Source organism: Vibrio profundum, assembly GCF_050337555.1.
Classification (GTDB): domain Bacteria; phylum Pseudomonadota; class Gammaproteobacteria; order Enterobacterales; family Vibrionaceae; genus Vibrio; species Vibrio profundum.
In genome coordinates this window covers 271228-284957 of sequence record NZ_JAKJTA010000004.1, presented here as the reverse complement: position 1 = coordinate 284957, position 13730 = coordinate 271228, and the positions used below count along the sequence as shown (strand labels likewise).

The 13730-nt window shown below is 44.7% G+C and carries 13 protein-coding genes; 9 read left to right on the top strand and 4 right to left on the bottom strand.

Going from position 1 to position 13730, the window contains the following annotated elements:
• The first annotated feature begins 43 nt into the window (after positions 1-43).
• Together L4C34_RS03900 and phaC are read left to right on the top strand one after the other, a co-directional pair.
• Positions 44-391 (top strand): phasin family protein, encoded by a 348-nt coding sequence (locus tag L4C34_RS03900; protein WP_428788039.1) that lies wholly within the window; start codon positions 44-46, stop codon positions 389-391.
• Positions 392-460: 69 nt separating this feature from the next.
• The gene (gene phaC, locus L4C34_RS03895; protein WP_428788038.1) at positions 461-2233 is read left to right on the top strand and encodes a class I poly(R)-hydroxyalkanoic acid synthase; all 1773 of its coding nucleotides are present in this window, start codon (positions 461-463) and stop codon (positions 2231-2233) included.
• A 76-nt stretch (positions 2234-2309) separates the two neighbouring features.
• Here phaC and L4C34_RS03890 read toward each other — a convergent pair whose 3' ends face one another.
• The gene (locus tag L4C34_RS03890; protein WP_428788037.1) at positions 2310-3206 is read right to left on the bottom strand and encodes an endonuclease/exonuclease/phosphatase family protein; all 897 of its coding nucleotides are present in this window, start codon (positions 3204-3206) and stop codon (positions 2310-2312) included.
• Between the two features lie 166 nt (positions 3207-3372).
• Here L4C34_RS03890 and L4C34_RS03885 point away from each other — a divergent pair, with 166 nt between their 5' ends.
• The 3 genes from L4C34_RS03885 to L4C34_RS03875 all read left to right on the top strand — a co-directional run bounded on the left by L4C34_RS03885 (position 3373) and on the right by L4C34_RS03875 (position 6768).
• On the top strand, positions 3373-4674 hold the full coding sequence (locus L4C34_RS03885) for a beta-ketoacyl-[acyl-carrier-protein] synthase family protein (RefSeq protein WP_428788036.1): 1302 nt from the start codon (positions 3373-3375) through the stop codon (positions 4672-4674).
• Positions 4675-4899: 225 nt separating this feature from the next.
• Positions 4900-6087, top strand: coding sequence for an amino acid aminotransferase (locus L4C34_RS03880; protein WP_428788035.1), 1188 nt, complete (start codon positions 4900-4902; stop codon positions 6085-6087).
• Positions 6088-6105: 18 nt separating this feature from the next.
• Positions 6106-6768: an ATP-dependent zinc protease family protein gene (locus L4C34_RS03875; protein ID WP_428788034.1), complete on the top strand. Its 663-nt coding sequence runs from the start codon at positions 6106-6108 to the stop codon at positions 6766-6768.
• A 164-nt stretch (positions 6769-6932) separates the two neighbouring features.
• Here the strand turns inward: L4C34_RS03875 and L4C34_RS03870 are convergent, their stop codons facing one another.
• The gene (locus tag L4C34_RS03870) at positions 6933-7409 is read right to left on the bottom strand and encodes a CreA family protein (protein ID WP_428788033.1); all 477 of its coding nucleotides are present in this window, start codon (positions 7407-7409) and stop codon (positions 6933-6935) included.
• A gap of 345 nt (positions 7410-7754) precedes the next feature.
• On the opposite strand from L4C34_RS03870, the gene L4C34_RS03865 reads away from it, so the two are divergent.
• The 4 genes from L4C34_RS03865 to L4C34_RS03850 all read left to right on the top strand — a co-directional run bounded on the left by L4C34_RS03865 (position 7755) and on the right by L4C34_RS03850 (position 10882).
• On the top strand, positions 7755-8594 hold the full coding sequence (locus tag L4C34_RS03865; protein ID WP_428788032.1) for an isopenicillin N synthase family dioxygenase: 840 nt from the start codon (positions 7755-7757) through the stop codon (positions 8592-8594).
• 173 nt (positions 8595-8767) lie between these two features.
• Positions 8768-9409, top strand: a complete 642-nt coding sequence (locus L4C34_RS03860) for a DNA-J related domain-containing protein (protein WP_428788031.1) — start codon at positions 8768-8770, stop codon at positions 9407-9409.
• A 47-nt stretch (positions 9410-9456) separates the two neighbouring features.
• Entirely contained in the window at positions 9457-10236 is a 780-nt protein-coding gene (locus tag L4C34_RS03855) for a GNAT family N-acetyltransferase (protein WP_428788030.1), read from the top strand.
• Between the two features lie 97 nt (positions 10237-10333).
• Positions 10334-10882, top strand: coding sequence for a sugar O-acetyltransferase (locus L4C34_RS03850; protein WP_428788029.1), 549 nt, complete (start codon positions 10334-10336; stop codon positions 10880-10882).
• A 132-nt stretch (positions 10883-11014) separates the two neighbouring features.
• Here L4C34_RS03850 and fruA read toward each other — a convergent pair whose 3' ends face one another.
• Both fruA and pfkB read right to left on the bottom strand, forming a co-directional pair.
• Complete coding sequence (gene fruA, locus L4C34_RS03845; protein ID WP_428788028.1) at positions 11015-12751, bottom strand: PTS fructose transporter subunit IIBC; 1737 nt, start codon at positions 12749-12751, stop codon at positions 11015-11017.
• A gap of 4 nt (positions 12752-12755) precedes the next feature.
• Complete coding sequence (pfkB, locus tag L4C34_RS03840; RefSeq protein ID WP_428788027.1) at positions 12756-13721, bottom strand: 1-phosphofructokinase; 966 nt, start codon at positions 13719-13721, stop codon at positions 12756-12758.
• Between the last annotated feature and the right edge of the window lie 9 nt (positions 13722-13730).

The following is a 13730-nucleotide window of genomic DNA, read 5'->3' as shown; positions in this document are numbered from 1 at the left end:
TTTTCTTAAGTATTTTATCGTCAATCCGTTAGGAGCATTTATTATGTACACTGATTTCTTCAAAACATTCACAGATCAAACTGAAAAAACTCTAGAACCATACTTCAAGTTCAACAAACTTGTAACTAAAAACGTTGAAGTACTAACTGAACTTCAACTAAACGCTATCCGTACATATAGCGAAATGGGTCTTACTCAAATGAAAGCAGCAAGCGAAATCAAAGACGTGACTTCTCTAACTGCATTCAGCGGTCAACAGCTTTCTGCTCTGACTAAACTGTCTCAACAAATGACAACTGATAGCAACAAGATCCAAAACATCGCTAAAGAGTTCAAAGACGATGTTGAACAACTAACTACGGAAAATCTTAAAACAGTGACTCCTGCATAACACTGCACACCACTGTATCTCCTGCCGCCTATCATAGGCGGCATTTTTTCCGAGTATAGGAGTACTAAAATGTTTCAACACTTCTTTTCGGACTACCTTGTTAAGCTACAAGAAACCAATCAGCAATGGTGGCAAGATCTTGAACACAACAAGGGAGCCGTTAACTCACCCCTGAATAAAGCAATGCATGAGCTCAACGTTGAAGACACTGCACAACTCTTAGAGAAAGCAGCGAACCAACCAGCAGCTATGCTACAAATGCAAACCCAATGGTGGGAGCAACAGCTGCAAATTTGGCAGAACATTGCAATTGCTGGCAATAGCAAGAGCTTTGTAGAGCCAGAGAAAGGTGACAAACGATTTTCCGATGAAGCCTGGAAAAACGATGCCTTTTACAGCTTTATTAAGCAGTCATACTTACTTTTCAGTAAATCATACCTTGAAACGATCAATGGTATTGACGGTCTGGACGAAAAAGCGAAAGAGCGTCTTTCGTTTTTTTCACGCCAGACAATCAATGCGATGTCGCCAAGCAACTTTATCGCAACTAACCCCGAGCTACTCAAGTTAACGCTAGAGAAAAACGGCGAAAACTTACTCGAAGGTTTAGATAAGCTAAAAGAAGACTTGGACTCAAGCGCTGATATTCTTAAAGTTCGTATGACCAACAACAACGCGTTCCGTATTGGTGAAAATGTTGCTAATACCGCGGGTGATGTTGTATTCCAAAATGAATTGTTTGAACTGATTCAGTATAAACCACTTACTGAGACAGTGAACGCAACTCCGTTGTTGATCGTGCCGCCATTTATCAACAAGTACTATATTCTTGATCTTCGTGAAAAGAATTCTATGGTACGTTGGTTGGTGGAGCAGGGTCATAGCGTATTCATGATGTCATGGCGTAACCCTGGCGAGCAGCAAGCGAAGACTGAATTCGGTGACTATGTTACTGAAGGTGTGGTGAAAGCGGTCAATGCGATTGAAAATATCACCGGTCAAGAGCAAGTAAATGCTGCTGGCTACTGTATTGGTGGTACGGTTCTCGCTTCAACGGTTGCTTACTACGCAGCTAAGCGCATGAAAAAGCGTATTAAATCAGCGACTTTCTTTACTACGCTACTTGATTTTGCTCAACCAGGTGAAGTTGGTGCTTACATCAATGACACCGTAGTCGACGCAATTGAAGCGCAAAACAACGCGAAAGGCTATATGGATGGCCGCTCACTAAGCGTAACCTTTAGTTTGCTACGTGAGAACAGCTTGTACTGGAACTACTACGTTGATAACTACTTGAAAGGTAACAGTCCTGTAGATTTCGATCTATTGTACTGGAACAGCGATAGCACAAATGTAGCAGCTTCAACGCACAACTTCCTTCTTCGTCAACTTTATCTTGAGAACAAGCTTGTTCAAGATAAAGGTGTCAAGATCGGTGGTGTGTGGATTGATCTGAATAAGATCAAAGTGCCAAGCTACTTTGTATCGACGAAAGAAGATCACATTGCACTATGGCAAGGCACATATCGTGGCGCATTAAAAACTGGCGGCAACAAGACTTTTGTTCTTGGTGAGTCGGGACATATTGCAGGTATCGTTAACCACCCAGCTAAAGGTAAATACGGCTACTGGTTGAATGATAACCTAGACGATTCTGCTGATGAATGGCTCAGCAATGCAGACCACAAAGAAGGATCTTGGTGGACGCATTGGAATGAGTGGCTTGGTGGTTTCAACCCGAAAGCTAAGGTTGAACCATATTCACAAGGTAATGAGCAGCACCCAGTGCTTTGTTCAGCTCCTGGTGAATACGTCAAACAAGTTCTGCCTATTCAAAAATAAGCGAATACACCGTTGATAAAGCCCAATCATCATTGATTGGGCTTTTTTCGTTTTATCTGTTGAAGTGTTAGTGGAGCTATTGGATGTTAGCTGTCAATGGGCAGTGATCGCTGAGTTGATAGCGCAACACATCGGGTTTAAGGAATAGCTGTTGGGAAGCTTCACTGGCTTGTATATCTGGGCTAGCAATAATGTGGTCGATCATTGAGTAATAATGATAAGTTTTGTTTGGGTGCCTTTTAGAGCGAACCAAACAGCGCGACTTGGTATGTAGAGTCAGTCTCTGCGGTTGTGGGGAAATGTTCTTGCTGATTATTTTCCAAAGCCAATCTTTTTTGTGCACTAGCTGATGGTTGAAATCACCTAAGATGATGTAACGATCATGACTACGTTGACGCTTCGCAATCCAGTGGTTCAAATGCTTCGCTTCTTTCTTCAAAACTTTACAACTATGGTTGCTGTGATATTTGCCAGTACAACCCGCTTTTAGGTGCACGGAAAGCAGGTGTATAGGGCGATGGCCTTTCTCATTGAGCAGTAAATAACTTGCTAATCGAAGCTTGCTGCGTTTGTTCCTATCTAATTTGATATCCGGCTTGTCTGTAACCTTAATTCCTTCTCGAATAGCGAAGCCAGTGAACTGGTTGATATCACTAAATTGATGCTTTTTGTTGTCGGGTTTGGCCCGATCAGATAAGAAGATTCGATAGTTTGAGCCGACGATAGATTTAATGGCCTTCAAATCATTAACTTCTTGAAAGGCTAATATATCTGGCTTATTGGCGGCAAAATATCTTGCGAGTATTTGAACATCACTCGCTCTTCGCTCTGATGCGGGAAATTGTGCTACGCCATGGCTGCTGAGCCACTCCAAATTCCATGTCATGATTTTAAGGGTTTTGGCGGAAAGTGGTGTCGAGAGTAAACTGAGTTGCAGGACAATGAGTAAACTCAGTATGATTTTTTTAGGCATTGATAGATAGTCTTAATAGTGACGGAGTTAGGTAAAGAGAGCGTGAGGTCTGTCTCTTTTTATATTCTTTATTGATGGCAATGTTAGTAACTACAAGAATAATAATCAAACAAAACTTTCTAGTTTCAAAGTGTTATATTATGTTACCTTGACGGTTTTGTTGTTAATGGATAATAAAGTAATGAATCGAGTTGTGATTACAGGTTATGGCTGCATTTCGCCCCTTGCGAACTCAGCAGATGAAACGTTTACGGCGTTGTTAGCTGGGAAAACTGGGGAAAGGCCAATCGAACGATTCGACTATTCTCAAAAGGGCTGTAAAACAAGTTTTGCGTCACAAATTCCAGATGATGTAGATTTCTTAAGCCTTTACCCATTTTCGGAAATGGAAAAAAGTGAGGTGGTTAAGCTGTTTAAGAAGCTTGATCGTCACCAACGTTACGCATTTGTCGCGGCAGGTGAAGCCGTGAAGATGGCGAATATTCACGCGATGGACGACGCCGATCTTGAACAAGTTGGGGTCAACTTTGCTACCGGCGTTGGCGGAATTGAGAGCCTTGAGGCCTCAGCAATCGCTGCTGACAATGGTAAAAGACAGAAGCCTTATTCAAATTTGCAGTTCTTGCCTAATATTGCCGCAGGTTATATTGCTAATCACTGGGGCTTTCAAGGGCCAAACAATTCTCATTGCACGGCATGTGCGGCGAGCGCACACTCCATCATAGATGCGTTCAACTCAGTGGCGATCGGTGAATCAAGCATTATGCTTGCAGGCGGCGCAGAAGCATCGGTGACACCTGTTGGTATCGGTAGCTTTAATGCCCAAACTGCGTTATCGACCAAAAACGATTTGGTTGGCGAGGCATCTCGGCCATTTAGCGACGATCGCGCAGGCTTTGTGATGGGAGAAGGCTCCGCATGTATGGTGCTAGAAAGCCTAGACTCAGCGTTGAAACGCGGCGCTACTATCTATGCTGAGGTCGTGGGCTATGGACGTACGGGCGATGGCAAAACTCAAGGCTCGATAACAGCCCCTCACCCAGAAGGTGACGGCGCTAAACGCGCGATGCAAAAAGCGATTGCGATGTCGGGTCGCGAATTGACCGATGTCGGTTACATCAATGCTCATGCAACCGGTACTATTGCAGATAGCATCGAAATTAATGCGGTGAGAAATTTATTCGGTGCTCATGCCAGTAATATTTCAGTATCTTCCACCAAGTCATCGACTGGCCATTTGCTAGGGGCGGCGGGTGCGCTTGAAGGGTTAATTACGGTCTTGAGTTTGAACCACGGCACCTTACCTTACACGCGCAATTTAGAAGCTGACAAACTCGATGATAAGTGTCTTGGCGTTTCTCATGTAATCGGTGAACCAGAGAAGAAGCAAGTGACGCTGGCGCTATCAAACTCTTTTGGTTTTGGTGGCACTAACGCAAGCTTAGCATTCGCGCCGTTTACTAAATAACGCTACGCAGCCAACATTTATTGCGTGGATCCAGCTTTCTTCTTGTGACGCTTTAATCTTTCTATAAAGTCGTTACAGGATGAAGGTTGGTCTAGGCCAAATAAATTCAACTCAAAAAGATAAACATTCTGTAGCAGTCAATAAATCGGAAAATTTATCTTCGCCTTTAAACACACTAGTGTTAATTTGTTGGTCACTCGTTGTTTTAAAAGGGCCTTCTGTTCCATGTTCTCCAAATTATCTGCTCCGACCCTCGATCCTATTTTGTCTTTGTCCGTCGCTTTTCGCAATGATGCTCGTGCGCAAAAAGTCGATCTAGGAATTGGCGTGTATCGCAACAGCGCTGGCGAAACGCCGATTATGGAAGCGGTCCAAATCGCTCAGCAGCGCTTGGTTGAAACGCAAACCACTAAAGCTTATGTCGGCTTAGCAGGTTGTGAAGAATTTAATCAATGTATGACAGGCTTGTTACTTGGCAGTTCAAGTGCAACACAAAGAAGTTCAGCGATTCAAACGCCGGGCGCAAGCGGTGCATTAAGAATGTTGGCTGATCTATTGCGAGTGGCTGAACCGGACACAACGGTATGGATTTCTAACCCAAGCTATGTCAACCATCGCCCTGTGATGGAAGCTGCTGGACTCAAAGTGAGAGAATACAGCTATTTCGATCCTACAACTAAGCAAGTTGATACGAACAAAATGCTCGCAGAACTCGCTCTAGCTGGACCAAAAGATGTCGTGCTACTGCATGGCTGCTGTCATAACCCGACAGGCGCTGATATCGATTTTGCGGCTTGGCAAGAGCTAACGACTTTGGCTCAGAAGCAAGGCTTTATTCCGTTTGTCGATGTGGCTTATCAAGGTTTTGGTGATGGTTTAGATCAAGACGTCGCAGGACTTCGACACATGGCCAATAATGTTGAGGAAATGCTGATCACAGCATCATGCTCTAAAAACTTTGGCCTATATCGCGAGCGCACAGGCGCCGCGATTGTTGTCGGGCGCAATAGCCAAGAGGCCGCAAACGCGAAAGGAAAGCTGCTGAACCTTGCACGCTCAACGTATACTATGCCACCTGATCACGGTGCGGCACTGGTGAAAACTGTATTGACCGACTCTGGGCTAACGCAAACGTGGCGCAATGAACTCACTGAAATGCAGCAACGTTTAGTGCAACTACGCAGTGGCTTGTGTGAGCAATTACGCTTAAGTCATGGTAACAGTGAGTTCGATTTTATCGAGAAGCATAAGGGTATGTTCTCCGTTATCGGCTTTACTGCGCAGCAAATGTCTTACCTAAGAGAGCAGTACGGCGTTTATGGTGTTGGAGACGGCCGAATTAATATCGCGGGTTTATCTGAGCAACATTTACCGCTTGTTGCTAAAGCAATCGCGGATACTGCCAACCATTAAATTTTAAAAGGATTGGGTATGAAAAACACATGGAAAGTGGTCTTGGTTACCTCTCTAGCCAGCGGGCTGTTTGCTTGTTCCACGGTAAATCAGTCCGCCAGTTCAGATACACTCACAACCAAAACGGATACAGCAGCGAAGCCAGCTGAAGCAAGCAATGTGACTGCGGTTAGCAAATCCGCTGAGGTCACTCAGCCAACTAAAGCAACCAAACCTGTCGTAAAAAAACAGAGCAGTGACAAGTTGACTCATACTCCTGATGGGAAAGTGATATTAGGCTCACAGGAGTGGGTCTATATTCCGGGTTTAGAGGGGGCGTATGAAGCGCGCGTGGATTCTGGAGCGACGACGTCATCCATCAGCGCCGTGAACATTGTACCATTTGAACGTGATGGCCACGATTGGGTAAAGTTTAATGTTGAGCATGATGCGGCAACCAGTAAAGAAATTGCTTTACCTGTTGAACGTTGGGTGAAGGTACGTCAGGCGAATTCTGATCAAGAAGAAAAGCGGCCTGTGGTCGTTTCTTGGGTGGAAGTTGGCAAGATAAAAGACAAGACCGAATTTACCCTTACTGACCGTACCCATTTACAATTTCCGATCCTTTTAGGGCGCAGTTTCCTCAAAGATGTTGCTATCGTGGACGTGAGCCGAAAACACGTACAAGGCAAAAAGCCTTAGCCTCCATTTCAATACCGAAAGTTGCTAGGCACATATCCAGAGTTTCTAACCAAATAACGAGCTTTAATTCATGAAAGAGGCACTTAACATTGGTGCTTCTTTCATTTGTGCCTTTATCCCTAATGCTTCTATTTTCGAAACAGCCTAAGCTCTAAAGGTTGCTATCAATCATCTTTGTTTTCTACAGGGGTCACATACGCTTTGGTATCCCACAGTGGCACAGTAGATAAGCTGTGCTTGAAGCTACCTGATGTTTCCTTCGTTGAGTAAGATAAGTACATTAACGTTTGTGACGATGGGTCATAAATTCGACGGATTTTCATACTCTTAAAGAAGATGCTTTTCGATTGTTTGAAGATCACTTCTCCAGATTTAGATTTATCAATTTTGGCGATCATCTTCGGCGTAATATCACCGGTCTGGCGGCATGAGATAGAGCTGTCGCTTGGATCAGAGAAGCTGAGATTGGCTTCAATGGAAGCCACGTGGCAGGTCACACCTGTGACGACAGGATCTTGAAAGTGATTGAGTTTGATATCTTTCATGGTGAATAAGCCAAGACTGACATCTCCAACTTCGTTGTTATCACAACCAAAAAGTGCCAGTGAGCATAGAGCGACAAGCGCGAGTTTCTTCTTCATTGGTTAACCGATGCGTATTTCGTTGAATATTGGTAACAAATTATACACTAAAAAACACGCTAGCCGATAAATGAGCAAAGGTTATCCTCTGAAAACATTGATATATCACCTAGCTTCTAACTCTTTAAAGCACTTGAATTGGCTCGTACGAGGTTCGTGCTATTAGAATATTTGGAGCAGGAACATGGCTCAGGTAGGTAGAGTTCTAAACGACAAAATGTGTTGAAAATACCGTATAGTGCACAATACTGAATTTAGTCGTTCATACTATTACATAAAGATTTGATTTAAGTTGATACGACTTTTAGAATCCACGCTGCACTTAATAACCATAAAAGTAATGTTATGAAACTGGAAACTGTCGACTACCTAGCAGATGATGCTGCTGAGCAATTTGTAAAATCTCTCCATGAAACTGGATTTGGTGTTTTGAAAAACCACCCAATCCCGCATGAGCTGGTTGAGTCAATTTATACAAACTGGCACAAGTTTTTTTGCTCTGAGCGCAAAAAAGAGTTCCAGTTTAATGTTGATACTCAAGATGGTTATTTCCCACCAGATGTTTCTGAAGTAGCAAAAGATCATACTGTTAAGGACATCAAAGAGTATTTCCACATCTATCCTTGGGGCCAAATGCCGCAAGAGCTAAGAGAAGAAATCTTAGACTATTATAGCCGCGCCAATAAGTTTGCCGAAGAGCTATTAGGCTGGGTAGAAGCACACGCACCAAAGGAAGTACAAGACAAGTTTTCAATGGCTTTGTCTCAAATGATTGCAGACAGTGAGCAAACTTTGCTTCGCGTTCTACATTACCCACCAATGACGGGTGAAGAAGAACCGGGTGCTATCCGCGCTGCAGCACACGAAGACATCAACCTGTTGACGGTTCTTCCTGCTTCAAACGAACCAGGGCTGCAAGTAAAGGGCACACAAGACGAATGGATTGATGTTCCATGTGACTTCGGTAACCTGATCATCAATATTGGTGACATGTTACAAGAAGCATCGGGTGGTTACTTCCCAAGCACAACACACCGAGTGATTAACCCAACGGGTGCACGTCAGGAGAAATCTCGCATTTCACTGCCACTGTTCTTACATCCGAAACCGGAAGTCGTGTTGTCTGAGCGCTATACTGCTGATGAATATCTAAAAGAGCGTTTACGTGAGCTTGGGGTGCTGTAAGCCGCTCCTTTAAAGTTTATCGTTTTTTTAGACCTATTGCTTTTTTAACGCCGGTGTTTACATCGGCGTTTTTGTTAGTGAGATCATATCGCGGTGACGACAAATCATGATCCACTCGACAAACGTCTCGGCATCGCTTTGAATAGTGCTTATTCACTATGGAATGTGATGTTATGTCTGGACAGCAAGAACTGCGCACAACCTTTCAGGCCGAAATGGAAAATCCACTTCTCTGGCCTATCCTCGATGTTCTCCACAAGAAACCGCTGGGTTGGAAAGTCCATACATTAGCTGCCCACCTTAACACTGTAGGCTTTATGCCAACGCTCGATATCTCTCCGGAAAAAGATTTATTCAAACGTAATTTTTTGATCATGAATGCTTTGTTTCAATTGCAAGAAACCTTATATCCAGATCAATGGTTGCAAGTGGAAGCGATGGATATTGAGTTGCGTCGCATTGAATGCAACTTTATCGGGAATATCGATCATCATGACCCGTTACGTCAATATTATACACAGTGGCAAAATTACGAAGCTCAAGATGGTGAAGTGCGGCGACTACTGGATGAATTTTGGTCAACATATCGCCAGCATATCGGCGGCGTGAGCAATGGAGATATGTCTCGAACGCAAGCCTTGCGTCTATTTGATCTTCCCCACGATGCTAGCCCAGCTTTGATTAGGAAAACATGGCGAAAGCTAGCCTTAAAGTGGCACCCAGATCGCTCCAGCGGCAACAGCGATCAGTTTAGGGTACTCTGTGAGGCGTGGCACGCCTTACGTGACTCGCACCAGAATAGTTGGGAAAGTTGAGTCAATTCATCATGCTAAATCATGATCCATATCTAAAGGACTAACCATTGAATAAATTAGATGCTGTAGCTGTTAAAAATGCATACGACTCATACTTTTGTTTCAACAATGAACGTACCTTATCGACTGCTGTTCCTAGTCAACTACAGATTGTAGATGAAGACAGTTTTACCGCTTATATTGATCCAACTCGTCGTTATGACAACCAAATAAATATTCGTGCTACTCAGAGAAAACCTCCCTTGATAGGCGAGTTGCTAGAGTATTACTCTGATGATATGCCGCCGGAAATCCGAATTGATTCTGATACGGTTCCATCTTTTTGTCACACACTCCCAAAATACGAATATGAAGTGTCGTACACACAAGAATTCATGTTCATGACTCAAGCAGATTACATGCATCGGCAGTTAGATGGTCAGGTGGTGGTCGAAGTTTGGGGGGAAGATAGAGCCGACGATTTTCTTAATCTATTGAAAACCTCAGGAATGGATTGTGATGAGCAAGTTTGGCAAGCGAAGCGAAAATACTACTGCACGCAAACATTTCGTTGCTACGTTGCATTCATCGACAATGCTCCATGTGCATGGGCGACAACTTTTCTCGATGGAAGTATTGCGACATTGGCGAATGCATATACTCAGGAGCAATATCGAAACCAAGGCTGCCAAACGGCATTATTACAGGCCCGTATTGTCGATGCTTTTGAATCTGGTATTCAATATTTATTGACGGATGTCCTCATTAATACTCCAAGTAGCCGTAATTGCAAATCCGCTGGTTTTTCAACGATTAATCTTTGTGATGTTTGGGAAAAGCAACGTTAACTCGTCACGTTGGGCGTATTTTATTTCGCTCTAAGGTATATTGAGTGCGATTGAATTTCCTCTACAAGATAACCTAATGACAAACAGGTGTTACCCCATGACAGAGTACGAAAAAATGGCGATCGGTGAAGTTTTTGACGGCACTAGTCTCGAGATTGCTAACGCGAGAGAACACGCTTACGAGCTGTTGTACCAGATCCGTCATGCTAGGAAATTCGGTGAGACGCAAGTCTTGTTCAAAGAGCTGTTTGCTGAGTTAGGAGAGGGATCTATAGTTAATGTGCCATTTAACTGTGAGTTCGGTAAACGAATCAAAATAGGTGACAACACCTTTTTGAACATCGGAATCGATATGTTGGATGGCGCCGAGATTACAATAGGTAATAATGTGATGATCGGCCCTAACGCCCAGTTTTATACGGCATCCCATTCTCTCGATTACAGACAACGTCGAAAATGGGAAACACGCTGCTTGCCAATTACGGTAGAAGATGATGTGTGGATTGGTGGCAATGTAGTTATCAATCAAGGAGTGACGATTGGCGCTCGTTCGGTCGTCGCTGCCAACTCAGTGGTTAATCATGATGTACCCGAAGATTGCTTAGTCGGGGGAACTCCAGCCAAAGTGCTGAAACGACTCGATTGACGTTGGCGTCATATTTATCTTCGATTTGATAAAAGGGCGAGCCACTGAGTGACTCGCCCTTTTTGGGGAGGCTGATACCTGGACTAGGCGGCGAGAAGGGGAAGAGTGCTATTAGCCATTAGAGTCGCGATATCAATTGGTGGCAAGCTCGGCTTTAACTTGTGATTCCGCCCGGCCCTTGAACAATGCGTAACTGATACCTGTGATGGCGGTGCCTACTGCGATCGCGACTAGGTATAGAAATACTGGAGAGATAGCGTTTGGTATCAATAGTACGAACAATCCGCCATGTGGAGCCATCAACTTAGCACCAAACAGCATAGATAATGCGCCAGTCACAGCGCCGCCCAGCATAGTACAAGGAATCACTCTCATGGGATCTTTGGCGGCAAATGGGATGGCACCTTCCGATATGAAGCAGAAACCAAGAACGAACGCTGCTTTTCCAGCTTCCCTTTCGCTTTGGTCGAATTTGTTTTTAGCGATCAAAGTAGCAAGCCCCATTGCAAGAGGCGGAACCATCCCTGACGCCATGATAGCGGCCATCGGTGTATAGGTATGCGACGCAAGTAGTCCGACTCCAAATGTGTAGGCGGCTTTGTTGATTGGGCCACCTAAATCAAAGCACATCATGGCACCTAATATGACGCCTAGAAGAACCGCATTTGCCGAACCCATATTATTTAAGAATGTGGTCATTGCGGTCATCAAGTGAGCGACAGGGCCGCCCACTACGTAGATCATGATTAATCCAGTGAATAATGTCGCGACAAAAGGAATAATTAGGATCGGTTTTAGCGACTCCATTGATTGTGGTAGCTGTACTTTGTCGGCGATGAATTTGGCAGCATATCCTGAGATAAAGCCTGCTACGATCCCGCCTAAGAAACCTGCGCCTGTCGAACTTGCAAGCAAGCCGCCAATCAAGCCGGGTGCAAGCCCTGGTCTATCGGCAATCGAGAAGGCAATGTAGCCCGCCAGTACAGGAATCATTAGTTTGAACGCCGAGCCTCCACCAATGGTCATGAGGGCTTCGGCGAGTGTGCCTTTTTGCTCAAATGCTTTAATACCGAACACAAAAGATAAAGCGATGATTAACCCGCCCGCAACCACGACTGGAAGCATATGCGAGACACCTGTCATGAGGTGTGAGTAGACTCCTTTCTTCTCATTATTTGATGTCTGAACTTGGGAGCCTGAGTGATGATATTCTGTGGCCTGACTAAGCGCGCGCTCAATTTCCTGTTGGGTTTGTTTTAGCGCGGGTCCCGTTTTGGTTCGATAGAGCTTTTTACCGTTGAATCGTTCAAGAGGGACTTCGATATCTGCTGCGACAATCACAATATCAGCGTTAGCAATGTCTTCTGATGTTAACTGATTTTTAGCGCCAACTGACCCACGAGTTTCGACTTTGATCGTGTGTCCTTGCCTAATTGCTTCATCTTCTAAAGACTCTGCGGCCATAAAGGTGTGAGCAACGCCAGTTGGGCAAGCCGTTATCGCGACAATGTTTTTGGTGTTTTTGGTGGGTGATGGAGTCGTAAGCTGAGATGCTTGTTGTAAAACCGAAGCTTGCTCCACCGCGTGTTGTAAAAATTTGGTCGGATTGGAGAGGCACTCTGAAATTGAGGCTTGATACACCTTTTTTCCGACAAACCGAGCATCGTCTAATTCTTTATTGGTCGCGATAATAACGGTATCGCATTGCTCTATTTGTTGTTTAGTTAAGTGAGTTTGCTCAGATAAATTGGATTGGCATTCAACGTAAGCCTCCCAGCCCAATTTTTGCGCGGCTTTTTCTAAAACACCGGCAGCAAGAACGCTGGTGGCAATGCCGCTCGGGCACGAGGTAATGATAGCTACATTCATAAAATCAACCTTTATCCTTTTCAATCTCGACGGGCGTTGCTAGAGATATTACCCGTATCTTTTGTTGCAACTGGTGCACGGCTTCGAGGTCGTGAATACCCACGCCTACTTGCTCGACAGCCAGCGCGGAAAGGGCAGTGGCAAGTGACAAGGTGCGTGGCTTACTCATCTCTTGCATTTGTCCCCAACACAATCCAGCGACAAGCGTATCGCCAGCCCCAACCGTGCTCACCACTTGCATAGACGGAGGTGAGGCGTGTAGCCATTGGCCATTGTTATGCCAGAGAACACCTTTTTCACCCAGCGAAACGACGACGTTCTCAATGTGATTGGATGCCTGAAGGGCGGCGACTGTGATCTCATCTATCGATGCCAAAGGCTTGTTGACAAGAAAACTGAGCTCTTCATCGTTGGGTTTAATTAACCAAGGTTGGGCAGCTATTCCAGCCGACAGAGCCTCACGGCTGCTATCGAAAATGACTTTCTTACCCATATCATTGAGTTTTCTAATCCATGAAGCGCAAAGCTCTGCTGAGATACCCTTGGGTAAACTGCCGGCTAATACAAAAAAGTCGTGGCTTTGGGCAAGCTCAAATAGGGTCGTTTCAAAATGGCCGATGTCTTGAGAAGTGACGTTCACACCCGGAAAGTTAATGTCGCTCACAGCTCCAGATTTTTCGACCAGCTTGACGTTTATTCGTGTCGCGCCTTCAACTCGAATAAACTGGTCATGGACGCCAAGCTGATCAAAGAGTTGGCAAAACATTTCTTGGTTATCTTGTCCTAAGAAGCCCGTTACGGTGACATCTGCACCCAGGTCTCGCAATACTCTGGCGACATTGACACCTTTACCGGCTGCATGCAGTGAAGAGCGCTTAGCGAGGCTGACAGAGCCGAGGTTTAAAACGTCTAGGCTTCCGGTTAAATCGAGAGCGGGGTTTAATGTAATGGTGACAACTTTATTTGACATGTTATATCT

Bases quoted from the DNA above. Each gene is read 5' to 3' on its own strand.
- L4C34_RS03890 (WP_428788037.1), bottom strand. From the start codon at position 3,206: ATGCCTAAAAAAATCATACTGAGTTTACTCATTGTCCTGCAACTCAGT.
- L4C34_RS03875 (WP_428788034.1), top strand. From the start codon at position 6,106: ATGAAAAACACATGGAAAGTGGTCTTGGTTACCTCTCTAGCCAGCGGG.
- L4C34_RS03870 (WP_428788033.1), bottom strand. From the start codon at position 7,409: ATGAAGAAGAAACTCGCGCTTGTCGCTCTATGCTCACTGGCACTTTTT.
- L4C34_RS03865 (WP_428788032.1), top strand. From the start codon at position 7,755: ATGAAACTGGAAACTGTCGACTACCTAGCAGATGATGCTGCTGAGCAA.
- L4C34_RS03885 (WP_428788036.1), top strand. From the start codon at position 3,373: ATGGATAATAAAGTAATGAATCGAGTTGTGATTACAGGTTATGGCTGC.
- L4C34_RS03900 (WP_428788039.1), top strand. From the start codon at position 44: ATGTACACTGATTTCTTCAAAACATTCACAGATCAAACTGAAAAAACT.
- phaC (WP_428788038.1), top strand. From the start codon at position 461: ATGTTTCAACACTTCTTTTCGGACTACCTTGTTAAGCTACAAGAAACC.
- pfkB (WP_428788027.1), bottom strand. From the start codon at position 13,721: ATGTCAAATAAAGTTGTCACCATTACATTAAACCCCGCTCTCGATTTA.
- L4C34_RS03860 (WP_428788031.1), top strand. From the start codon at position 8,768: ATGTCTGGACAGCAAGAACTGCGCACAACCTTTCAGGCCGAAATGGAA.
- L4C34_RS03880 (WP_428788035.1), top strand. From the start codon at position 4,900: ATGTTCTCCAAATTATCTGCTCCGACCCTCGATCCTATTTTGTCTTTG.
- L4C34_RS03850 (WP_428788029.1), top strand. From the start codon at position 10,334: ATGACAGAGTACGAAAAAATGGCGATCGGTGAAGTTTTTGACGGCACT.
- fruA (WP_428788028.1), bottom strand. From the start codon at position 12,751: ATGAATGTAGCTATCATTACCTCGTGCCCGAGCGGCATTGCCACCAGC.